This is a genomic window from Pseudomonas sp. E45-MNA-CIBAN-0222 (genome assembly GCF_040310405.1).
GTDB classification, from domain to species: Bacteria; Pseudomonadota; Gammaproteobacteria; order Pseudomonadales; family Pseudomonadaceae; genus Stutzerimonas; species Stutzerimonas stutzeri_AC.
The window spans coordinates 113,612-134,109 of the sequence record NZ_JBEOPU010000009.1; the positions used below are offsets into that span (position 1 = coordinate 113,612).

At 63.1% G+C, this 20,498-nt stretch carries 22 protein-coding genes; 4 read left to right on the forward strand and 18 right to left on the reverse strand.

Annotated features, from left to right (window positions below):
- Window positions 1–7: 7 nt before the first annotated feature.
- From AAEZ08_RS14875 to AAEZ08_RS14905, 7 genes are all read right to left on the reverse strand, one after another.
- A complete protein-coding gene (locus AAEZ08_RS14875; RefSeq protein ID WP_036990947.1) occupies window positions 8–1,006 on the reverse strand; it encodes a WD40/YVTN/BNR-like repeat-containing protein in 999 nt (332 codons plus the stop codon).
- Window positions 1,007–1,414: 408 nt separating this feature from the next.
- Window positions 1,415–4,075, reverse strand: a complete 2,661-nt coding sequence (pepN, locus tag AAEZ08_RS14880) for an aminopeptidase N (RefSeq protein WP_500124627.1) — start codon at window positions 4,073–4,075, stop codon at window positions 1,415–1,417.
- A 227-nt stretch (window positions 4,076–4,302) separates the two neighbouring features.
- Window positions 4,303–5,136 (reverse strand): DUF2797 domain-containing protein, encoded by an 834-nt coding sequence (locus tag AAEZ08_RS14885; RefSeq protein WP_058064641.1) that lies wholly within the window; start codon window positions 5,134–5,136, stop codon window positions 4,303–4,305.
- Entirely contained in the window at window positions 5,136–5,414 is a 279-nt protein-coding gene (locus AAEZ08_RS14890) for a YeaC family protein (protein ID WP_500124628.1), read from the reverse strand. The genes AAEZ08_RS14885 and AAEZ08_RS14890 overlap by 1 nt, the downstream gene beginning before the upstream one ends.
- Window positions 5,415–5,475: 61 nt before the next feature.
- Window positions 5,476–6,348: a rhomboid family intramembrane serine protease gene (locus AAEZ08_RS14895; protein ID WP_500124629.1), complete on the reverse strand. Its 873-nt coding sequence runs from the start codon at window positions 6,346–6,348 to the stop codon at window positions 5,476–5,478.
- Window positions 6,345–7,313: a metallophosphoesterase gene (locus AAEZ08_RS14900; RefSeq protein WP_058064644.1), complete on the reverse strand. Its 969-nt coding sequence runs from the start codon at window positions 7,311–7,313 to the stop codon at window positions 6,345–6,347. The genes AAEZ08_RS14895 and AAEZ08_RS14900 overlap by 4 nt, the downstream gene beginning before the upstream one ends.
- On the reverse strand, window positions 7,313–8,200 hold the full coding sequence (locus tag AAEZ08_RS14905) for an NAD(+) kinase (RefSeq protein WP_003280695.1): 888 nt from the start codon (window positions 8,198–8,200) through the stop codon (window positions 7,313–7,315). Before AAEZ08_RS14905 ends, AAEZ08_RS14900 begins: the two co-directional genes overlap by 1 nt.
- A gap of 204 nt (window positions 8,201–8,404) precedes the next feature.
- Between AAEZ08_RS14905 and AAEZ08_RS14910 the strand changes: the two genes are divergently transcribed.
- Together AAEZ08_RS14910 and chrA are read left to right on the forward strand one after the other, a co-directional pair.
- On the forward strand, window positions 8,405–9,370 hold the full coding sequence (locus tag AAEZ08_RS14910; RefSeq protein ID WP_500124630.1) for a DUF1853 family protein: 966 nt from the start codon (window positions 8,405–8,407) through the stop codon (window positions 9,368–9,370).
- A gap of 64 nt (window positions 9,371–9,434) precedes the next feature.
- Complete coding sequence (gene chrA, locus AAEZ08_RS14915) at window positions 9,435–10,655, forward strand: chromate efflux transporter (RefSeq protein WP_003280691.1); 1,221 nt, start codon at window positions 9,435–9,437, stop codon at window positions 10,653–10,655.
- A gap of 5 nt (window positions 10,656–10,660) precedes the next feature.
- On the opposite strand, the gene AAEZ08_RS14920 is transcribed toward chrA, so the two are convergent.
- Window positions 10,661–11,413, reverse strand: a complete 753-nt coding sequence (locus AAEZ08_RS14920) for a sulfite exporter TauE/SafE family protein (RefSeq protein WP_058064646.1) — start codon at window positions 11,411–11,413, stop codon at window positions 10,661–10,663.
- Window positions 11,414–11,523: 110 nt separating this feature from the next.
- Here AAEZ08_RS14920 and AAEZ08_RS14925 point away from each other — a divergent pair, with 110 nt between their 5' ends.
- Window positions 11,524–12,480 (forward strand): LysR family transcriptional regulator, encoded by a 957-nt coding sequence (locus tag AAEZ08_RS14925; RefSeq protein WP_058064647.1) that lies wholly within the window; start codon window positions 11,524–11,526, stop codon window positions 12,478–12,480.
- A gap of 7 nt (window positions 12,481–12,487) precedes the next feature.
- On the opposite strand, the gene AAEZ08_RS14930 is transcribed toward AAEZ08_RS14925, so the two are convergent.
- Together AAEZ08_RS14930 and speE are read right to left on the reverse strand one after the other, a co-directional pair.
- On the reverse strand, window positions 12,488–12,829 hold the full coding sequence (locus AAEZ08_RS14930) for a ribonuclease E inhibitor RraB (RefSeq protein ID WP_003280687.1): 342 nt from the start codon (window positions 12,827–12,829) through the stop codon (window positions 12,488–12,490).
- 337 nt (window positions 12,830–13,166) lie between these two features.
- On the reverse strand, window positions 13,167–14,027 hold the full coding sequence (gene speE, locus AAEZ08_RS14935) for a polyamine aminopropyltransferase (protein ID WP_003280684.1): 861 nt from the start codon (window positions 14,025–14,027) through the stop codon (window positions 13,167–13,169).
- 189 nt (window positions 14,028–14,216) lie between these two features.
- Here speE and AAEZ08_RS14940 point away from each other — a divergent pair, with 189 nt between their 5' ends.
- Window positions 14,217–15,101, forward strand: coding sequence for a DNA-3-methyladenine glycosylase family protein (locus AAEZ08_RS14940; RefSeq protein ID WP_500124631.1), 885 nt, complete (start codon window positions 14,217–14,219; stop codon window positions 15,099–15,101).
- On the opposite strand, the gene AAEZ08_RS14945 is transcribed toward AAEZ08_RS14940, so the two are convergent.
- The 8 genes from AAEZ08_RS14945 to aroC all read right to left on the reverse strand — a co-directional run bounded on the left by AAEZ08_RS14945 (window position 15,098) and on the right by aroC (window position 20,364).
- The gene (locus AAEZ08_RS14945) at window positions 15,098–15,658 is read right to left on the reverse strand and encodes a histidine phosphatase family protein (protein ID WP_500124632.1); all 561 of its coding nucleotides are present in this window, start codon (window positions 15,656–15,658) and stop codon (window positions 15,098–15,100) included. The genes AAEZ08_RS14940 and AAEZ08_RS14945 overlap by 4 nt on opposite strands.
- A 3-nt stretch (window positions 15,659–15,661) precedes the next feature.
- Window positions 15,662–15,853, reverse strand: coding sequence for a PLDc N-terminal domain-containing protein (locus AAEZ08_RS14950; RefSeq protein WP_058064650.1), 192 nt, complete (start codon window positions 15,851–15,853; stop codon window positions 15,662–15,664).
- 6 nt (window positions 15,854–15,859) lie between these two features.
- Window positions 15,860–16,069 carry a PLDc N-terminal domain-containing protein gene (locus AAEZ08_RS14955; protein WP_003280678.1) on the reverse strand — a complete coding sequence of 70 codons (210 nt, stop codon included), beginning with the start codon at window positions 16,067–16,069 and terminating at the stop codon, window positions 15,860–15,862.
- Between the two features lie 76 nt (window positions 16,070–16,145).
- The gene (mtnC, locus tag AAEZ08_RS14960) at window positions 16,146–16,829 is read right to left on the reverse strand and encodes an acireductone synthase (RefSeq protein ID WP_427703163.1); all 684 of its coding nucleotides are present in this window, start codon (window positions 16,827–16,829) and stop codon (window positions 16,146–16,148) included.
- A 1-nt stretch (window position 16,830) separates the two neighbouring features.
- On the reverse strand, window positions 16,831–17,376 hold the full coding sequence (locus AAEZ08_RS14965) for a 1,2-dihydroxy-3-keto-5-methylthiopentene dioxygenase (RefSeq protein WP_500124633.1): 546 nt from the start codon (window positions 17,374–17,376) through the stop codon (window positions 16,831–16,833).
- 53 nt (window positions 17,377–17,429) lie between these two features.
- Window positions 17,430–18,050: a methylthioribulose 1-phosphate dehydratase gene (locus AAEZ08_RS14970; protein ID WP_500124634.1), complete on the reverse strand. Its 621-nt coding sequence runs from the start codon at window positions 18,048–18,050 to the stop codon at window positions 17,430–17,432.
- Window positions 18,047–19,198, reverse strand: coding sequence for an MFS transporter (locus AAEZ08_RS14975; protein WP_003280672.1), 1,152 nt, complete (start codon window positions 19,196–19,198; stop codon window positions 18,047–18,049). Before AAEZ08_RS14975 ends, AAEZ08_RS14970 begins: the two co-directional genes overlap by 4 nt.
- A 74-nt stretch (window positions 19,199–19,272) precedes the next feature.
- A complete protein-coding gene (aroC, locus tag AAEZ08_RS14980; protein WP_003280671.1) occupies window positions 19,273–20,364 on the reverse strand; it encodes a chorismate synthase in 1,092 nt (363 codons plus the stop codon).
- Window positions 20,365–20,498 lie beyond the last annotated feature (134 nt).

The window sequence follows — 20,498 nt, forward strand, 5'->3', positions numbered from 1 at the left end:
CCCGGCTTTATTGTTTTGGGGCCAGATCCGCGCCCGATGGCGAGGCGATGCGAACACCACCCTGCCCTACCAGGATCAGGTTGCCTTGGGAATCGGAGCTCACGCCCGACAGCGAACGACGGTCGGGGCGGTTAAAGAGTTTGAAGCTGCGGCCCTGATCGTCGCTGGTCAATACAGCACCACCGTGCCCGACCACCGCGATGCGTCCGTCACGCAGCAGGCTGCCATCGGCCAGGCCGGACTCCAGTGCATTGCCGTTACCGTTGGCAAGCTCAATGGCATCCCAGTTGTTGCCGAAATCAGCTGAGCGGAACAGGTGACCGCGCAGGCCGAAGGCAACTACTACCCCAGGCTCCGAGCCGCCAACCACGCCGAAGAACGACCCCTGATAAGGCGACTCGACGCGCTCCCAGGTCTCACCCATGTCGGCGGAACGGAACATGCCGCCCATTTCACCGACGACGAACAGACCCGAGCCCTGGATATGAGTGATGGCGTTGAGGTGAAAGCCGTCTTCGTTGTCGAGCCGCTCACTGATGTCGTCCCAGCTCTGGCCACCGTCGATGGTTTCGATCAGCGCGCCGTAGGCACCAACCGCGATGCCGTGCTGCGCGTCTTCGAACCAGATGTCCAACAGCGGCGCTTCGCGCTCACGCTCCTCGTACTGCACCGCCCAGCTCTCACCACCGTCGGTGGTGTTCAGCACCAGAGCGTCGTGGCCGACCGCCCAGCCGTGCTTGTCATCGACGAAGTAGATGGCCGTCAGCAGCTGCCGAGTCGGCACCTTGGCCTGCGCCCAGCTATTGCCTTCATCATCGGAGTAAAGAATGTGCCCCCGATCACCCGCCGCCACGAGGCGACTACCGGCTTGGGTGATGTCGAGAAGAAGATTGGATGCGGCTTTAGCCGACTCGATCGAGTAGCGGGTCTGGCCATCGGGTGCGGCCTGGGCTGGCGCAGCTGCGGCAAGCAGCAGGAGCGAAAAGGCGCCGCACAGCGAAAGCATGCTGGCAACCGATGAGTGAAAACGCGACGCCCTCGCCTGGTTTGGAACCTCGACGCGGCCGGATAGTGTGCGCCGCTGAACGGGCTCACTCATACATACCCCCCTTTATTCTTATTAGGTAAGGCCTGATGTGCAGGCTCAGCCATCCTAGCCAGCTTACGCGGACAGGCACAATTGGCCGGACGTTATGAATTGTTAACTCTCACGCAATGATTGACGCGTGATCACCCAGGCTGATTGGGCCAGTGGCCAGTATGCGGACCGATTGATTCGGTGTGCGTTGAGGATCGGACGCAGTGTGCCAGGGGATGGTCACGGTGCTGGGCTGGCTTGGTGGGCAGAAAGCCCACCAAGCGATTTGAGTTCGGGGGAAAAGGCCAATCGTTTTGCGCGACCGGCCTTCGAGGGTCAGGCGAGGCTTTTGCTCACCACTTCGTAGACATCGCTGGACAGCTCACCGGAAGCAAGAATGCGCTCCAGTTCGCCCTTCATCAGCGCCTGGCGCGCACTGTCGTACTTGCGCCAGCGGGTCAGCGGCGCCAGCAGACGCGAGGCGATCTGAGGGTTCAGCGCGTTGAGGGTGATCACTTGGTCGGCAAGGAAGCGGTAACCGGCGCCATCAGCACGGTGGAAGTTGACCAGGTTCTGGTTGGCGAAGGCACCGATCAGCGCGCGCACCTTGTTCGGGTTCTTCAGGGTGAACGCCGGGTGCTGCATCAGCGTCTGCACCCGCTCCAGACCGCCGGGCAACGGGTTACCGGCCTGTACGCTGAACCACTGATCCATGACCAGCGGGTTGTCCTTGAAGTGCTCGGCGAACGTCTGCAGCGCCTTGTCGCGCTCGGCCTCGAACGGCGAGTTGACCAGCACGGCCAGTGCGGTCAGACGCTCGGTCATGTTGTCGGCCTGCTCGAACTGTTCCAGGCAGGCTTCCACGACTTCAGCTTTTCCGCTCAGCATCAGGTACGACAAGGCAATGTTCTGCAGGGCGCGACGGGCGAAATGTTCGGCCGAGGCGAGGTAGGGCGTACTGCGCGAGGTTTCGCGATTGGCCTGGTAGCGCTGCCACAGCGGCTCGAACAACGCGTCAGCGATGCGCTTGCGGGCAAACTCGCGTGCCGCGTGTATCGCATCCACGTCCGCCACTTCGCTGATTTCAGCCAGATAGGCTTCACCCGGCAGCGAAAGCATCTCGGCGACCATCGCTGCGTCCAGCGTCGCGTTCTGCAGCAAGGTGCGCAGCGCCGTGATCAGGCGCTCGTCCATCGCCAGTGCTTCACCACGCTGATGCTGGCCGATCAGCTCTTGCAACACCTGTACCGACAACTGCTGACCCGCCTCCCAACGGTTGAAGCCATCGGAGTCGTGCTGCATGAGGAACATCAGCTGGTCGCGGTTGTACGGATAGTCCAGCTTTACCGGCGCGGAGAAGCCACGCAGCAGCGATGGTTGCGGACGCTCGGCGACGTCGACGAAGGTAAAAATCTGTTCGGCTTCGGTCACCGCCAGCACGCGGCTGGTCCCGACGGCGGTGGCTTCACCGTCCAGACGCAGCGGCATGTCCGAACCATCGGCGGCGAGCAGGCCCAGCGCAACCGGGATCACGAACGGCTCCTTGGTCGGCTGGCCCGGTGTCGGCGGGCAGCTCTGGCGGAAGGTCAGGCTGTAGCTCTTCGCCGCCTCGTCGTATTGCTCGCTGACGGCCAGGCGCGGCGTGCCAGACTGGCTGTACCAGCGCTTGAACTGGGTCAGGTCCGCACCGTTGGCGTCTTCCATCGCCTTGACGAAATCGTCGACCGTCACGGCCTGGCCGTCATGGCGCTCGAAATAGAGGTCGCTGCCCTTGCGGAAGCCCTCTTCGCCCAGCAGCGTCTGGATCATGCGCACCACTTCGGCGCCTTTCTCGTAGACGGTCAGGGTGTAGAAGTTGGAAATCTCGATGAAGGATTCCGGGCGCACCGAGTGCGCCATAGGGCCGGCGTCCTCGGCGAACTGGTGGGTACGCAGGTAGGCGACGTCTTCGATGCGCTTGACCGTCGCCGAGTTCATGTCGGCGCTGAACTGCGAATCGCGGAAGACGGTGAAGCCTTCCTTGAGCGACAGCTGGAACCAGTCGCGGCAGGTCACGCGGTTGCCCGACCAGTTGTGGAAATACTCGTGAGCGACGATCGCCTCGACGCGCTGGTGCGCGGCATCGGTAGCGGTTTCGGCGCGGGCCAGCACGGCGCTGGAGTTGAAGATATTGAGGCCCTTATTCTCCATGGCGCCCATGTTGAAGTCGTTGACCGCGACGATCATGAAGATGTCCAAGTCGTATTCGCGACCGTAGGCCTCCTCGTCCCACTTCATCGACTTCTTCAGGCTGTCCATGGCGTGCTGGCACTTGTCGACGTTCTCCGGCTCGACGTAGATCCGTAGCGCCACGTTGCGCCCGCTCATGGTGGTGAAGCTGTCCTCGATGGCCCAGAGGTCACCCGCCACCAAGGCGAACAGATAGGCCGGCTTCTTGAACGGGTCTTCCCAGGTCGCCCAATGCCGGCCGTCGCCCTCGCTGCCGCTGGCGATCGGATTGCCGTTGGAGAGCAGCACCGGATAGGCCTTCTGCTCGGCGCTAACGGTGGTGGTGAACTTGCTCATCACGTCCGGGCGGTCGAGGTAATAGGTGATCTTGCGGAAGCCCTCGGCCTCGCACTGGGTGCAAAACATGCTGCCGGACTTGTACAACCCTTCCAGCGCGGTGTTGGTTTCCGGATGGATCACCACCGAAGTGTCGATGACGAAGCTGTCGCTGTCCGGCTGCAGGGTCAGGCAGTCTTCGCTGAGCTGGTAGTCGCCTGCGCCCAGTGCGCAGTCGTTCAGCGCGATGGACAGCAATTCGAGTTCCTGGCCGTGCAGTTCCAGCGGCGGCAGTTTGCCGACCGGGCGCTCGGGATTGCGGCGCATCACCAACTGGGCGTGGACCAGAGTGCGATCCTCGTACAGCTCGAAGGTCAGGTGGGTTTCATCGATCAGGTACTCGGGGGCCTGGTAATCCTTCAGATGAATGACTTTCGGTTGTTCGGTGCGCATGGAAACCTCGTCGGCTGAGCTTCAAGCAACTAGCTTCAAGCGAAATGTGCGATGGATTGCGGCCCTTACACAGGGCTGCGGATGAGTTCGAGCTTAGCGTCAGTCGCAGCGGACTTGTAGGGTGGAAAACGGCGCAGCCTCCTGCACGCGATATTTCCCCGGCTGTTCATCCCTGAGCCTGCGCTGGGCAGGCGGGACAATCGGTGGATAAGCGAAGCGTTATCCACCTACGCGGTAGCGCTGGCGGCGACCTGATAAGCGGTGAACTTGCGAATGTTGATCACGCCGGTATCGAGAATCAGGTACTGGCCCTTGATGCCCCTGAGCGTGCCCTCGACCACGGGTGTCTTCTCCAAATCGAGGCTGACCACCTTGGTCGGATAGGCCTCGACCGGGTAGCGAATCTCCAGCACCTCGGCATCAGCCACCGGCTGGATCGCCTGCAGCCCGTAACGCTGCTGCAACTCGCGCAGGCCATCGGCACAGGCGTCGAAGATCTGCTCGCGCATGTCGATCAGATCGATCGGCTCAGCGTCACTTTTGAGCAGCGCCCGCCAGTTGGTGCGATCCGCCACCTGGCTGCGCAGCAGGTCTTCGACCATGCCCGACTGCTGACGCGTGGCGACCCGCATGATCGGCAGCGCCTGGCTAGCGCCCTGATCGAGCCAGCGCGTCGGCAATTGTGTAGCACGGGTGATGCCTACCTTGATCCCCGAAGAGTTGGCCAGGTAGACCACGTGGTCGGTCATGCAGAAGTCCATGCCCCACTGCGGATCACGGCAGGTGCCGAAGTCGTGATGGCATTTTTCCGGGCTCATGATGCAGACATCGCACTGCGGCAGTTTCTTGAAGCAGGGATAGCAGTAACCCTGGCTGAAGCTCTTGTTGGTCTTGCGCCCGCAATGGGTGCAGTTGATTGCGCCAAGGTACTCCAGCCGCAGGGTCTTGCCGATCAGCGGATTGACCGGCACCAGTTCGTCATTCAGGCGGAAGGAATACTGCGCCGGTGCGCCGAGCTGGATCGACATCTTGCTCAGCGCGCCACGTCCCAATTCGAGCATCAGTGGCGGGTTCCCGAAGCGGGAGAGAACAGGCTGGTGTCGATGGCCGGCTCGGCCTTCTTGCTCTTGGAAGCACATTCCTGACCACCCATGAAGCCGGTGCGCTGTTCTTCCGGGAGGTTCTTCATCTCCCAGGCGATCACCGCCTGCATGCAGGTCTCCTTCTGCTCGGGGGTCAGCTTGCGGCCGTCAGCCCATTTGCCGACCTCGAGGGCCTGCTTGAGGCTTGCATAGATTTCGGGGGTGATGTTTTCGGCGGTTTGGATAAAGGTCGACATGGCCTGCTCCCAGGGAAACGAGCGGCCATTCTACCGGGCAGTTGAGCTTTAGGGAAAAGCCTCAGCGGTGGCGCCGACGGCGCGCCAGGGCACCGCCAATCACACCGGTGACGCAACCGGCAACCAAGCCGCCGACATGCGCCGCGTTGGCGATGGCCAGCGCGCCGAAACTGAGCACCTCGATGACGCCGGTCAGACAAATCACCAGCCACACCAGCATCAGCACGACCACCCCGGGTGGTAGCCGGTAGGCCTCGTTGGGGGCAAGCTTCTGATAGAGCCAGCAATGCCCCAGCAGGCCGTAGAGCACGCCGGACAGGCCACCGAAGATGCCCGGCCCGCCGAACAGGTACTGGGCGAAGTTGGATACCAGACCGAACAGCAACGTCAGCGCCAACAGCATCCAGGCGCGCTGAAGGGCTTCGATGCGCCGCCCCAGTTCCCAGAACCACATGCTGTTCATGGCCAGGTGGAGGATGCCGAAGTGCACGAAGATCGGCGTGATCAGTCGCCACCACTGCCCGGCGGCGAGTGTCTGCTCCAGCGTGGCGAAGTAGGCGTATTCACCATCGACCCGGAAGTCGACGAAGTTCAGCCAGCGGATCGCCGCGAAACTCTCACCAAGCAGCGTGATGGCGGCGACAACCAGGGTGATAACCAATATTGCTGCGGTCAGCGGGCTGGCGCGCAGGGCGGCGACGAAACCGCCGCCGCGGCGCCGGGGCTGTTCGATGACGACGCTGTCATCGCCATGGGGATGCCGTGCATACAGGTCGCGAACCTGCTCGACGACCTCAACCGGCACGCGTAGCACCTGTTGATCGCCCTCCTCCGACACCCGGCATGGCACCCGCAGGCGGCGCAGCAAGGCAATAAATCCGCTCAGATCCTCTGACAGCGGCAGGCGCAGGGCCTCGGCAACAGACACGCTCATCGGAAGACCGCCTGCACATCGACCCAGACGAACTTGGCCGGGTCCAGCCGGGTTTCGCGATCCAGTCGATACGCCACCAGCTTGCCGTTCTTCACCGCGCTGTAGTCCAGGCAGGCCAGATTGTCGCGAAGCGGCCCGGGACGGCCGCGGCGCCAGTAGTGGCCGACGAACAGCAAAGGCTCGTCCGGGCCGTAGAGGAACAGGCGATTCTTCTGCTGTTGCGATAAGGGCATGCGTGCCGCATGGTCCGGCAGGCCGTCGGGCTGGAACACGACATCACCGTAGGTTTGCGGGTTTTCTTCCCAGAACTTGGTGCGGAAGAAGGTCCGCACGAAGCCTTCCTCACTGGTCAGGGTCATGCCTTCGGGCAGCGGCATATCGGTACCGCGCAGCAGGCGATCCAGCGCCTGGCAGATGAAGGTGCCCGGCAGGCCGGCCTCGCGCAGGATCGCCGGATTGATGCAGGCGTCGGTAAGGAACGGGCGCAGACGCGCAATCACGTGGCTGTCCCAGCAGGCGTGCACGACGCGGAAGCGTTCCGTTTCGAGAAACAGCGGCAAGCCGTAGAACCAATCACGAAAGGCTTTCCATTCCTCGGGATAGGGTTCGAACTGCTGGAAGGTGTCCTGCAGCAGCCGAGCGAAACGCGGCGAATGTTCGCGGACGAAATCGCGTCCGCTGCCCGGCGGCGCCGGCATGTACCAGCCCAATGCATTGAATTCGTGGTTGCCCATGATGCAGTAGGCATGGCCGCGGTCGACCATGTCGTAAACCAGATGCAGCGCCTCACGAATGTGCGGCCCGCGGTCAATGATGTCGCCGAGGAAGATTACCTGTCGCCGCGAATGGCGCCAGACGCCACCCTGGAATCGGTAGCCCAACGAATCCAGCAACCGCGCCAGCGAACGGCCGCAGCCGTGCACATCACCGATCAGGTCGTAGCCGCGCTCGGGATCAAGCAGCATCAATCGCCCCCGCCGAGGCGGCTACCCCAGCCCAGCTTGGTTCGGCAGACTTCGTAGTAGTTGTGGTCCAGAGGATGGATCAGATGCAGCTTCTGTGGCTTCTTGCGCACGGTCACGGTATCGCCCGGCGCGCAGGTGAAGTGGTTCTGGCCGTCGCAGGACACTTGCGGGTATATCTGCATGTTCGGCGACACGACGATCTTCAGCTCGCTGTTGCCATCGACCACGATCGGGCGACTCGACAGCGTGTGCGGGTACATGGGCACGACGACGATAGCGTCCAATCGCGGATGCATGATCGGCCCGCCCGCCGACAGCGAGTAGGCAGTGGAACCGGTGGGGGTCGCCACGATCAGGCCGTCGGCCTTCTGGCTGCAGACGAACTGGCCGTCGATGTACAGCTCGAACTCGATCATGCGCGTGGATTTGCCCGGATGCAGCACCACATCGTTGAGCGCATCGCCCTCGCCGATCGGCTCATCGAAGCGTCGCGCCTGGGCTTCGAGCAGGAAGCGGTTTTCCAGGGTGTATTGGCCGTTGAGTACTTCAGCGACCTTCTCCTCCAGCTCATCCGGGCGGATGTCGGTGAGAAAGCCGAGGCTGCCACGGTTGATGCCGAGTACCGGCACCCGGTGCTTGGCCATCGCCCGGGCTGCGCCCAACAGACTGCCGTCGCCACCGACCACGATCACCAGGTCACAGGATTCGCCCAGCCGCTGCCGTGAAGAGGTCTGCATGCCATGGCCGGGCAGCACCTCGGCAATGTTCTCTTCGAGAATCACATGCAAATGGCGCTCGACGAGGAATCGCTTCAGCCGGCGAATGGTATCCAGCACCTGGGAGCTACCCAGGCGGCCGATGATGCCGATATTGCGGAATTGCTCCATTGACGTTCCCTGGTGTGGCTGGGCAGATGGTTGCGGGCAGTTGCAACGCGCGAAAATAACACGCAGCACGTTGGCGAGATCGCATCGGCGATACGCCTGGTTTCCAGCACAGGCGTTAGAGCCTCTGGCCGGTGGCATGTTCAGCTGCAGCGGATTATCAGCGAAACGCCGGACCATCGGCAAACCGACAGCTATGCTGCACCCATGAACCTATGCAGTCTCGCCGACCTCCCCAACCGCCTCCAGCATCCGCAGGTGCGCGATCTCGCCTGGACGGTTCTTTCACCGCCATTGCTGAGCGAGGCGCCGCAGTATCAGCGTCATCCGTTGAGCGCAAGCCGCTGGAACAGTGAGCCGGGACTGCTAGCCGACTGGCTGCTGCGTCAGGATGCCGAGCCGTCCATCCTCGAAGCCTGGCTGTCGCTGCACAGCATTCGCAGGCTGGGCCTGTATTACGAGCGGCTGTGGCAGTACGCGCTGTCCCAAGCGCCAGATATCCAGCTGCTCGCCGCCAATCTTCCGATCCGGCAGAACGGCAGTACCCTCGGCGAGCTGGACCTGCTGTTCTGCGATGACCAGGGCGTGCACCATCTCGAGCTGGCAGTGAAGTTCTACCTGGGGCTCGGACCGGGCGATGGCAGCCAACACGCGCACTGGCTCGGCCCTGGCAGCCATGACCGCCTCGACCTCAAGCTGGTCCACATGTGCCAGCACCAGCTGCCGCTGTGCAGCCAGCCAGCGACACTGGCTGTGCTCGCCGAACTCACCGGCAGGCCAGTACAGAGCAGCTTTTGGCTGGGTGGCTATCTGTTCCAGCCCTGGCCGAACGGCTGCTCGCCGCCACTCGGGGCCAATCCGCACCATTTGCGTGGCCAGTGGCTACGTCAGTCTGACTGGCCAGCCTACGAGGCCGAAGGACCCGGAGCGGTCTGGCAGCCTATCGAGCGCAGTGCATGGCTAGCGGCAGCGCGCATCCCGGCTGCGCAGCGTTGGGACACCAGCTGTTTCGCCGACTGGTTGGCCAGCGGACCGGCCGCCGCACGAGCTCAGCTGCTGGCACGCCTGGAACCGGATGACGCAGGCGCCTGGCTGGAACGGGAGCGGGTATTTCTCGTTGCCGACGATTGGCCACGCAACAGCACTACGACGCAGCCCCTGTCACCCAACTGACACCTTCACCGGCTAGACTGCCTGCCCGACTCGACCCTTTAGATCTACTCATCGACGGACCTGCATGCCTACCGACCCACACCTTGATTCGGCAACCGCCCGGCTCGACGCCTGGACGATTTTCCTGGTGTTTCTACGCCTTGGCCTGACCTCCTTTGGCGGGCCGATCGCACATCTCGGTTACTTCCGCAACGAGTTCGTCCAGCGACGCCGCTGGCTGGATGAACGCAGCTACGTCGACCTCGTTGCGCTCTGCCAATTCCTCCCCGGACCAGCCAGCAGCCAGGTTGGCCTGGCGATCGGCCTGTTGCGTGGCGGTTATCGCGGCTCGCTGGCAGCTTGGGCGGGCTTTACCCTGCCATCGGCAATCGCGCTGACGTTGTTCGCGCTTGGCATCGCCAACTGGGGTGATGAACTACCCAGCGGACTTCTTCAGGGCCTGAAGATCGTAGCCGTCGCCGTGGTGGCGCAGGCGGTCTGGGGAATGGCGCGCACGCTATGCACTGATGGGCCGCGAGTGGCCATCGCCTTGGCTGCCGCCAGCGCCGTGCTGCTGCTTCCGTTCGTCTGGGGCCAGGTTGGCGTCATCGTTGCGGCCGGTTTGCTTGGCCTGCTGATATTCCGGCCAGCCGCCACAGAGTCGCCTTCTGCATTGCCGGTCGCGGTCACAGGGCGAACTGCATTGGCGGCACTGGTCCTGTTCTTTGCGTTGCTTGCGTTACTGCCGCTGCTCGCCAGCGGCACGGACAGCCAGGCATTGGCACAGGTCGATGCGTTCTACCGTACCGGCGCGCTGGTGTTCGGTGGCGGCCACGTCGTGTTGCCTCTGTTACAGGCGGAAGTAGTGCCGTCAGGCTGGGTGGATAATGATGCTTTTCTGGCCGGTTATGGTGCCGCACAGGCCGTGCCGGGACCGCTGTTCACCTTTGCTGCCTTTCTCGGCGCATCGATGAATGTAGGGCCCAGCAACTGGCTGGGCGCTGCACTGTGCTTGGTAGCCGTATTTGCACCATCGTTTCTTCTGGTGATCGGCGTTCTGCCGTTCTGGGAGCGGCTGCGCAGCAATCGTCGCACTCAGGCGGCACTTGCGGGAGTAAATGCCGCGGTAGTCGGGCTGCTGCTGGCGGCGCTTTACGATCCGGTGTGGACCAGCGCGATCAAGGCAGCGGAACACTTCGTCCTGGCCCTGCTCGCCCTTGCCGCGCTGATGTACTGGAAACTGCCACCCTGGCTCGTGGTGCTCGGTGGCGCCGTTGGTGGCGCCCTCGTCGGCCTGGTGAACTGAGGGCATCAGCTCTCCAGTACCAACAGCACCGCGCTGGCCACCAGAAAAATGCTGAACAGAAAACGCAACAGCCGTTCCGGCAACGCATGGGCTAGGCGAACCCCCATGCTGATGCTGAGCAATCCGCCAACGGCCAAGGGCAAGCCCAGCAGCCAGTTGACCTGATGATGCAGCGCGTAGGTGACCAGGGTGACGCCCGTGCTCGGCGCCGCCAGCGCTAGCGAGAGCCCCTGGGCGACCACCTGAGAGGTGCCGAACACGCTGGTCAGGATCGGCGTGGCGATGACCGCCCCCCCAACACCGAACAGACCACCTAGAGCTCCAGCACCGGCACCGAGCAGGCCTAGCCATGGCCAGGGATGGCGTAGCTGACCGTCACCGGGTGCCGGGCGTAGAAACACCCGCAATAACGTGTACGCCGCCAGTGCAAGGAGAAACCCGACGAACGCCAGGCGCATGCGCCCGGGGTCCAAGGACACGGCAACGGCCGCACCGACGATCGCAAAGACGAAACTGGCGCTGCCCAGCGCAAGAGCATGGCGCCAATCGATGCGATTGCGCTGGTGATAGCGCCAGATGGCGAGCAGCACATTGGGCACTACCATCACCAGCGCCGTGCCCTGCGCCAGTTGCTGGTCCAGGCCGAACAGCACGCCCAGCACCGGAATCGCGATCAGCCCGCCGCCAATACCGAACAATCCGCCGAGCGTGCCTAACGCTAGCCCCAGCAGGACGTTCAAAGCGATATCGAGCAGCATGCCAGCACTCCAATGAAATGGGCGCTCATCGTACGCCGCCGTCGCTGGCGCGGGTACGCATAGCCACGCACAATGGCTTTGCGCAAATCGCACAAGCAAGGAACCCTCCGATGTTGCCCGACGCACTTTCCGCCCAACTCAGCCTATTCATCGACGTGCTCGACGCGGGCAGTTTTTCCGCCGCCGCGCGCCGCCATGGCCTGACACCTTCGGCCGTGGCTCGACGTGTCGACGCACTGGAGCAGGCGCTTGGCTGCCAGTTATTCAGTCGTAGCACCCATGCAGTGCGACCGATGCCCGCTGCCCTGGCATTTGCCGAGCGTGCCCGACGAATCGTGCAGGAACTGCATTTAGCCCGTGCGGAGGCAACATCGCTGGACAGCGCGCCGGAAGGCCGAATTCGGATCGACGCACCCGCCCCGTTCGGTCGACGTCATCTGGCACCGGCACTGGCCGAATTTCTCCAGGCCTATCCTGGAGTCGATATTCAGCTGCGTCTGATCGACAGTTTCGTCGACCTGCAGGGTGAGCATCTGGGGGAAGTCGATCTGGTGCTACGCATAGGCCCACTGGCCGACACCCGGCTGGTCGCTACACCGCTGGCACCGATGGTGCGCGTCGTCTGCGCGAGCCCAGCCTATCTCGAACGCCGCGGCATGCCGTTGCAGCCCGAAGAACTTCCCGAACACGAGGGGCTGGATTGGGATGCCCTGGCGCCGCCGCACGCCTGGCGCTTCGAGCGTGGCGGGCGACCGCAGCTGCTACGACCTGGCCGACTGCGTATGGTGGCGAACAATGCGGAGGCGTTGCTGGCCGGGGTATTGGGCGGACTTGGCATCGCCCATCTACCAACCTGGTTGATCAGCGATTACCTGCTGCGTGGTGAGCTGTTGCCGCTGTTCTGCGAAGGGGGATTACCGCCACCCGAAGCGAGCGGGATCTATGCACTCAGGCTGACACGCGAAGCGGATTCGCGGAGCCGACTTTTGCTGGAGTTTCTGAAAAATCGCTTTGGCCCGGTCCCTCCCTGGGACCAGGCACTTCAGAGCGGTTTCAAAAGGGAGTGAGTGAGGATCAGGCTCTCTGACCTTCGAGCTCCTGAGTGACGCCCCAGCCATCGAGCACCCCACCAAGGGGTTCGACCAGATACTCAAGATCCTGCTCGAAATCGCCGATGCCGTCGAACGTTGCGTACATCACCTTGCTGATCTGCAGATTCCAGTTTCCGTCCTCACGCGGAAATACCTGCGTATTGATGGTTTCGCCGCGGAAATTCTGCGCGGCTCGCTGGGCACGGTCCTGCTCGGGAAATACCGCGTAGAACTCGATGGGATGCACACGGGCAAAATCGAAACCGCCCTCCTTCATCCGGCGCAGAACGGTGCTGCTGACATCCTCGTGGAAGGTGGTGCTCATGAATCAGCCTCCTCTCATACTGGATGGAGTTGCCACGAGCTCAGCGGGAGATCGGCTCCGTCGTCAAGACATCGGGCAAACGGGAGTCGCAACAGCTAATCGAAGTAACGCGGTGGACAATGTCCACAACGACAAGCTAGCAGGCTGCGGAGCCAACTGCGAGGGCTTAATGACATGACGCCAAGCACAGCCCAAAGCTCGCGACCTTATTCCAGTAGAGCCTGGAGAACTCCTGGCAGTTCAACGCATCTGCCGGATGCAAAACGGCCCGCACCGTTGCCGGGCGGGCCGTGGGTCAGGCGTGGCGCGCGTTGCCACGCGGCCAGCGAGTCAGGGATCAGTCGTTGCTGGGCTTGGCAATCGCATGCAACACGTACTGCGGCAGCGCAAAAGCACCAATATGCACGTGCGGGTTGTAATACCGGGTAACGATGCCACTGCCGGCGAAGCGCTGCATCAGGGTTTCCAGCGGCAGCTTGCGGCTCTCGGCGCTACACGCCCCCCAAGCGAAGGACATGGCACCGCCGATGTAGGTCGGCACGGCCGCCTGGTAGAAATGCCAGTCGGCAAACAATCCCTGCACGCGCCTTGCGGTGGTCTGCAGCTCGCCCAGCTGCATGAATGGCGCACCGTTCTGGGCAACGAGGATGCCCCCTTCGTTCAGGCAGCGGCGGCAAGCCTGGTAGAAGTTCTCCGAGAACAGCACCTCGCCCGGGCCGACGGGATCGGTGGAGTCGGAAATGATTACGTCGAACTTCTCTTCTGTGGTCGCCACGAAGTGCATGCCGTCGTCGATCACCAGGTTCAGCCGCGGATCCTCGAAGGTGCCTGCAGAATGATTCGGCAGAAACTCCTTGCACATATCAACCACAGCACCGTCGATTTCGACCATGGTGATGCTTTCGATATCGCGATGGCGCGCCACCTCACGCAGGATACCGCCGTCGCCACCACCGATGATCAGCACGCGGCGCGCCAGTCCATGGGCCAGAATCGGCACGTGGGCGAGCATCTCGTGATAGATGAATTCGTCGGCCTCGCTGGTCTGGATCACACCGTCGAGGGCCATAACGCGTCCCATGCGGGCATTTTCGAAGATCACCAGGTGTTGATGCTCGGTGCGTACTTCGTGCAGCAGCTTGTCGATCTGGAACCGCTGCCCATATCCCTCGTAGAGAGTTTCCTGAAAGTCGCTCATGGGGGTGTCTCCCTTGGCCGGGCCCGAAGCAGCGCTCCGGTGCCTGATAGCTGTCTGGCGTGACGGGCGATACAGCCTGCCCAACGAAAAGAGGCGCATTCTACGTTGGCCAAGATGACAGCGGGAACCGCAGGCAGCAAAAGCACACTTCGGGACGACAAAGCGACGGGTAGCCCCTAGAGTCTGGTCATGACCGAAACCATCCAATTGCCTTACCTCGAACCCTGGGACTGGCAGCAATTCCACCGCCATTTTGCCCTGCGTCTGCTGCCAGGCGTGGAGCGCCTGGACGCTGACGGTTATGCACGCACGCTGCACCTGGGCGCTGCTCGCGGCTGGCTCGGCGTGCGCACACTGGATGACCGCCCAGCGCTCGAACTGACGCTCAGCGCCTCGCTGCGACACGCCACCCAACCGCTCATCAGCCAGGTGCGCAAGATGTTCGACCTGGATGCCGATCCACAAGCCATCGCCGCGCATTTCGCCAGCGATCCCGCCATAGGGCCGCTGATCGCTGTGCAACCCGGCCTGCGCCTGCCCGCCGCCTATGATCCGTTCGAACAGGCCGTGCGGGCGGTGGTCGGCCAGCAAGTCACGGTCAAGGCGGCGGTGACCATCACGCGACGCTTGGTGGAACGCCTCGGCGAGCCGCTGCAGGACCCGCCATCGGGGCTGGAGCTGCTCTTCCCTTGCGCACAAGCGATAGCCGATGACCCGCTGGAAAACATCGGCATGCCATCCAAACGAGCCCAGGCGCTGCGCCGCCTGGCTGCCGCCGTCGCCGAAGGCGCGCTGCAGCTGCATGTAGAAGATGGTGCCGATGCGCTGGTGCGACGACTCTGCGAACTGCCGGGGATCGGGCCCTGGACCGCCGAGTACATCGCGCTAAGGGGGTTCGGCGTCGCGGATGCCTTTCCCGCAGCCGATCTCGGTTTGCTGAAAGCGCCACTGTGGGGTGCAGAAGGCATCACCGCCAAGGCGCTGGCCGAACGCGCCGAAGCCTGGCGTCCGTGGCGCGCCTATGCGGCCATCCATATCTGGGACAACTATTCCAAAGGGGACAAGGTTGGCTAGGGCGGCGCGATGCGCGTCAGTACCTTGGGCGGAGTCGTCAGCGGACGCTCCAGAATCAATCCCTCTCCCGATTGCGGGAAGATTCCCGTCAGCGCGGTGATGTTGACCTGGTGAGTGACCAGCACCGCCACCTCATCGGCCTGCAACTGCTCGACGGCCTCGCGCAGCGCTGCGGTGTGAGATTGCTTGTTAGCGGGAGATGCGAAAAACGAATCCAAGGCAGGCAATGGCTCGACCGAGCCGAGCGTCATCTGGTCGGCAGTCTCGAGCGCGCGACACCAGCGGCTACTGAACAGTCTCACCTTGCCAAGACCTGCTTCGCGCAGCCTTACGCCCCAGCGCTGGGCCTCTTCGCGGCCCTGCTGATTCAGATTTCGTTGAGTTTTGCAGTCTTCGAGAACGAAGCCCTCAGGGTCGCCCAGGCCAGAAGCGCTGGCGTGACGCATGATCAGAACGGCCCGGCCCTCGCGCAGTGCCTGCCATGCCGCCGCGTCGTCAGCCAGAAGCTGGTCGGCCCCAAAGACCAACAGACCGATCAGCAGGCCGCTGCGCCACATAGGTCACAGCCGCGCCTTGCCGAACGGCCCGGCTGCTACTGCCCACATGATCAAGCCGACCACGGGTAGCAGCAGGATCACAAACGACCAGACTACCTTGCGGCCAAACTCGATACGGCTACGCCACACATAAGCGATGGCCAGGATATCCAGCACGAGCACCGCAATTGCCAATGGTCCGCTCAGACTTTCCATCAGCGGCTACCGGTACGGTCCGCGCGAGTCAGGGCGATTGCCGCGCGGCCCCATGATTCCCCAGATAATCAGGCCGAGTACTGGCAGAAGTACGATCAAAAGAACCCAGAGCACTTTCTTGCCGCTGGTACTGTCACTGCGAATGATGCTGATGATCGCCCAGATATCCAGTAGCAGGATGAGCAGGCCGAAAATACCGCCGAAGGCGTCTCCCATGGGTACGCTCCTGTTTGGGTGAGTACCTAATCTAGGATGCCAGCGCGACGGCAGGGTTCAGTAATCGCCCGGCGCCTCAGTAGTGCCGGGGGTCGATCTGCGCAAAGCTGGCGACGGTTTCATGCTCACCGAGCACACCGCCATTGCGGCCCAGCCCGCAGACACGCATGCCGGCTTGCTGCGCGGCATCGAGTTCTTCGACCACGTCAGAGAGGAACAGCACCTCGGCAGCTGCCACGCCGATGGCTTCGGCGATGCGCTGGTAGGAGGCCACCTCGCGCTTGTGCCCGCTGGTGGTATCGAAATAGCCGGAGAACAGCGCCGTAAGGTCGCCAGCCTCGGAGCAGCCGAAGATCAGCTTCTGTGCCTGGATCGAGCCGGACGAATAGACGTACAGATCGAGTCCCTGCGCCTTCCACTGGTGCAGCGCAGCTACCGCATCGGGATAGACGTGCCCCTTGAGCTGCCCCGCTCGATAGCCCTGGGCCCAGACCATGCCTTGCAGCGCCTTGAGCGAGGTGGCTTTGCGATCGTTGGCAATCCAGCTGAGGAGGATCTCGATGACACGCTCGATATCGGCATCGGCCTCACCGCTTTCGCTGCGCACCGCCTCAATCTGCGCGGCGACCGCGGGCTCACCGGCGTGGCTGCGGAGGTACGCCGGCAAATGCTCGCGTGCATAGGGGAACAGCACGTCGAAAACGAAGCTGACGGAGCTGGTGGTGCCTTCAATATCGGTGAGGATCGCCCTGATCGGCATCTCAGTCATCCAGCCGTGGGAATTGATCGGCGATGCGTTCGCCGGTGAATTCCGCGACCCAGCCTTCCGGGTTGTTGAACAGGCGGATGGCGACGAAGTGTGGCTCTTCACCCATGTCGAACCAGTGACGCGTGCCGGCGGGCACGGAGATCAGGTCGTTCTTTTCGCACAGCACGGCGTAGACCATGTCATCGATGTGCAGGGTAAACAGCCCGCGCCCGGCAACGAAGAAGCGCACTTCGTCCTCGGCATGGCGATGCTCGTCAAGGAACTTCGCGCGCAGTTCGTCCTTCTGCGGGTGATCGCGGGTCAGGCTGATCACATCCACCGTGACGTAGCCACGCTCGGTCATCAGCTTGCCGATCTGCGGCCGGTAGGCGGCGATCACCTCTTCCTGGCTGGCCCCGGCGGCGATTGGTGCGCTGGCCTCCCAGCGCTCCAGCTGCACACCGACGTTGGCCAGCGTCGGGGCGATGTCTTCGAGGTGGGTCAGCACCTTGAGCGGCTGATCGGGTCGGGTCTCGTGATAGACGCTGAGGACACTCATGTTCGACTCTCCGAAAAGGTCGTCTGACCGGTCGCTACCGGGCAGGCAGGAATTTATCTGGGCTGCAGGGCACGCATCTTCAGTTCGCATTCGAACAGAAATTCGAATGCCTCGATCTGTCGCAGCGCATCGCTCATCGTCTCGCCCCAGGTGTACAAGCCGTGGCCGCGAATCAGGTAGCCGACGCAATCGGGATGCTCGTCAAGCCACGGCTGCACCCTGGTGGCCAAGGCGGCGATGTCCTGGTCGTTGTCGAAGATCGGCACCAACACCTGCGATTCATGGCTCGAGATGCCGCTGAAGGCCTTTTGCAACTCGTAATCGGCGAACACCAGCGAATCGGCCAGGGCGACGCGGGACAGCACCGTGGCATTGACCGAATGGGTGTGCAGCACCGCGCCGATCTCCGGTTTCCAGCGATACAGCTGGGTATGCAGCAGTGTTTCCGCCGACGGCCTCTTGCCCTCTTCCAGGCTGTTGCCGTGCATGTCCACGGCCAGCAGGTCATCGGCAGTCAGCTCGCCCTTGTGCCTGCCGGAAACAGTCAGCAGCAGCTCGGCGCTGGTCAGGCGCGCCGAGTAGTTGCTACTGGTCGCCGGCGACCAATCACGGCCATACAAGAAGCGGCCTGCGTCAATGATCGCCTGACTCAGGTGCTGGCGGGTAGCAGTCATGCGCGGTCCTCCTGCAAACGGAAGGCAATGATAGCGGCTGCGGCTAGCGCCGCCAGGCTGGCGATGGCGAACGACCAGCCCGGCCCGAGACCGGACCAGGCATAGCCCGCGTAGAGCGCACCGAGCGCTCCACCGATGCCGGACAGGCTGGCATACAGCGCCTGACCCTGGCCCTGCTGGCGGTGGCCGAAACTGCGCTGGACGAAGTGAATGGCGGCGGCGTGGAAACTGCCGAAGGTCGCGGCGTGCATCAGCTGCGCGATCAGCAGCACGGTGAGGTGCTCGGCGAACTGCCCGAGCAATACCCAGCGCAGCGCGGCAATCAGGAAGCTGGCCAGCAGCACTTGGCGCAGCGAGAAACGCTCGAGCAGGCGCGCCATGACCAAGAACAGCAGGATCTCCGCAACCACGCCCAGTGCCCACATCAGCCCGATGAAGCTGCGGCTGTAGCCCAGCGCTTCAAGGTGAATACTGAAGAAGGTGTAGTACGGCCCATGGGCCAGCTGCATCAACGCCACGCAGCCGTAGAAGGCCAGCACGCCAGGTCGGCGCAGCTGGGCGAGAAACCCGCCCTGCCCGGCCACCTCGGTACGTTGCTGCGGATGGGCGTTGGGCACCCAGGCGCTGCTCAGCACGATACCGACCATCACGAAGGCCACCGCGGTCGGGTAAAGATCGAGGCTCAGCCGCTGGAACAGCAGTCCGAGCCCTACCACCGCGAAGATGAAACCGATGCTGCCCCACAGCCTGACCTGGCTGTAGCGCTCAGTCTGCTCGTGCAGATGCGCCAGGGTGATGACTTCGAACTGCGGCAGCACCGCGTGCCAGAAGAACGCATGCAACGCCATCACCAGCGCCAGCCAGGCGAAGCTCTTGTCGAAGAAAATCAGCCCGAAGGACATCAAGGTACACAGCGCACCGAGACGAACGATCTCCAGCCGGCGGCCAGTGGCATCGCCCAGCCAGCCCCAGAGATTCGGCGCCACGCAGCGCATCAGCATGGGAATGGCGATCAGCTCGCCGATCCGCTCCGGCGAAAAGCCGAGATGATCGAAGTACAGCCCGAGAAACGGCGCCGTGGAGCCGAGCAAGGCGAAGTAGAAAAAATAGAAGCCGGACAGGCGCCAGTACGGCAACGGAGCATTCATACGCGGCTGACTTCAGGCCGCAAGCGGAGGCGTCGAGGCCAACCGCATGCGGATCGCAGCCTGTCGATTGCGGCTCAAAGCTGGCCCAGCACCGGCGTCGTCACCTGCACATCGGCGTTCTGCCCCCGATGACGCAGCAGGTGATCCAGCAACACGATGGCCATCATGGCTTCGGCGATCGGCGTGGCACGAATGCCGACGCAGGGGTCATGGCGACCCTTGGTGATGACGTCCACCGGCGCGCCGGTGACATCGATCGAATGGCCTGGCGTGGTGATGCTGGACGTGGCTTTGAGCGCCAGGTGGGCGATGATCGGCTGTCCACTGGAAATGCCGCCCAGAATGCCGCCTGCGTTGTTGGAGAGGAAACCCTGCGGCGTCAGCTCGTCACGATGCTCGGTGCCGCGCTGGGCGACCGAGGCGAAGCCGGCACCGATCTCCACGCCCTTGACCGCGTTGATGCTCATCAGCGCGTGGGCCAGTTCGGCGTCCAGACGGTCGAAGATCGGCTCGCCAAGGCCCGGCGGAACACCATCGGCAACCACGGTGATCTTCGCGCCCACCGAATCCTGATCGCGACGCAGCTGGTCCATGTAGGCCTCCAACTCCGGCACCTTGTCCGGGTCGGGGCTGAAAAAGGCGTTCTGCTCGACGCTGTCCCAGGTCTTGAACGGGATCTCGATCGGGCCGAGCTGGCTCATATAGCCACGCACCTGGATGCCCAGGGTCGCCAGATACTTCTTGGCGATGGCACCGGCAGCCACGCGCATGGCGGTCTCGCGCGCGGAGCTGCGGCCACCGCCGCGGTAGTCGCGCACGCCGTACTTGTGGTGATAGGTGTAGTCGGCATGGGCCGGACGGAACTGATCCTTGATCGCTGAGTAGTCCTTGGACTTCTGATCGGTATTGCGAATCAGCAGGCCGATCGGGCAACCCGTGGTCTTGCCTTCGAACACACCGGAAAGGATTTCCACCTCATCGGCTTCCTGGCGCTGGGTGGTGTGCCGGCTGGTACCAGGCTTCCGGCGGTCGAGATCACGCTGCAGATCTTCCAGCGACAGCTCCAGCCCGGGCGGGCAACCGTCGACGATGGCCACCAGCGCAGGACCATGGCTTTCGCCGGCAGTGGTGACGGTGAACAGCTTGCCGTAGGTATTGCCGGACATGCAGGACGCTCCGCGATCGACCGAAAAACAGGGGCCGGAAGTATACCTGAGGCCGCTGCGGTTTCATCGCCCCTGTTGCCGGCGCATACTGACCTTTACGGCGATTGCCGCGTCCAACCTGCTCTGTTATCGAC

Bases quoted from the DNA above. Each gene is read 5' to 3' on its own strand.
- AAEZ08_RS14875 (WP_036990947.1), bottom strand. From the start codon at position 1,006: ATGCTTTCGCTGTGCGGCGCCTTTTCGCTCCTGCTGCTTGCCGCAGCT.
- pepN (WP_500124627.1), bottom strand. From the start codon at position 4,075: ATGCGCACCGAACAACCGAAAGTCATTCATCTGAAGGATTACCAGGCC.
- AAEZ08_RS14885 (WP_058064641.1), bottom strand. From the start codon at position 5,136: ATGCTCGAATTGGGACGTGGCGCGCTGAGCAAGATGTCGATCCAGCTC.
- AAEZ08_RS14890 (WP_500124628.1), bottom strand. From the start codon at position 5,414: ATGTCGACCTTTATCCAAACCGCCGAAAACATCACCCCCGAAATCTAT.
- AAEZ08_RS14895 (WP_500124629.1), bottom strand. From the start codon at position 6,348: ATGAGCGTGTCTGTTGCCGAGGCCCTGCGCCTGCCGCTGTCAGAGGAT.
- AAEZ08_RS14900 (WP_058064644.1), bottom strand. From the start codon at position 7,313: ATGCTGCTTGATCCCGAGCGCGGCTACGACCTGATCGGTGATGTGCAC.
- AAEZ08_RS14905 (WP_003280695.1), bottom strand. From the start codon at position 8,200: ATGGAGCAATTCCGCAATATCGGCATCATCGGCCGCCTGGGTAGCTCC.
- AAEZ08_RS14910 (WP_500124630.1), top strand. From the start codon at position 8,405: ATGAACCTATGCAGTCTCGCCGACCTCCCCAACCGCCTCCAGCATCCG.
- chrA (WP_003280691.1), top strand. From the start codon at position 9,435: ATGCCTACCGACCCACACCTTGATTCGGCAACCGCCCGGCTCGACGCC.
- AAEZ08_RS14920 (WP_058064646.1), bottom strand. From the start codon at position 11,413: ATGCTGCTCGATATCGCTTTGAACGTCCTGCTGGGGCTAGCGTTAGGC.
- AAEZ08_RS14925 (WP_058064647.1), top strand. From the start codon at position 11,524: ATGTTGCCCGACGCACTTTCCGCCCAACTCAGCCTATTCATCGACGTG.
- AAEZ08_RS14930 (WP_003280687.1), bottom strand. From the start codon at position 12,829: ATGAGCACCACCTTCCACGAGGATGTCAGCAGCACCGTTCTGCGCCGG.
- speE (WP_003280684.1), bottom strand. From the start codon at position 14,027: ATGAGCGACTTTCAGGAAACTCTCTACGAGGGATATGGGCAGCGGTTC.
- AAEZ08_RS14940 (WP_500124631.1), top strand. From the start codon at position 14,217: ATGACCGAAACCATCCAATTGCCTTACCTCGAACCCTGGGACTGGCAG.
- AAEZ08_RS14945 (WP_500124632.1), bottom strand. From the start codon at position 15,658: ATGTGGCGCAGCGGCCTGCTGATCGGTCTGTTGGTCTTTGGGGCCGAC.
- AAEZ08_RS14950 (WP_058064650.1), bottom strand. From the start codon at position 15,853: ATGGAAAGTCTGAGCGGACCATTGGCAATTGCGGTGCTCGTGCTGGAT.
- AAEZ08_RS14955 (WP_003280678.1), bottom strand. From the start codon at position 16,069: ATGGGAGACGCCTTCGGCGGTATTTTCGGCCTGCTCATCCTGCTACTG.
- mtnC (WP_427703163.1), bottom strand. From the start codon at position 16,829: ATGCCGATCAGGGCGATCCTCACCGATATTGAAGGCACCACCAGCTCC.
- AAEZ08_RS14965 (WP_500124633.1), bottom strand. From the start codon at position 17,376: ATGAGTGTCCTCAGCGTCTATCACGAGACCCGACCCGATCAGCCGCTC.
- AAEZ08_RS14970 (WP_500124634.1), bottom strand. From the start codon at position 18,050: ATGACTGCTACCCGCCAGCACCTGAGTCAGGCGATCATTGACGCAGGC.
- AAEZ08_RS14975 (WP_003280672.1), bottom strand. From the start codon at position 19,198: ATGAATGCTCCGTTGCCGTACTGGCGCCTGTCCGGCTTCTATTTTTTC.
- aroC (WP_003280671.1), bottom strand. From the start codon at position 20,364: ATGTCCGGCAATACCTACGGCAAGCTGTTCACCGTCACCACTGCCGGC.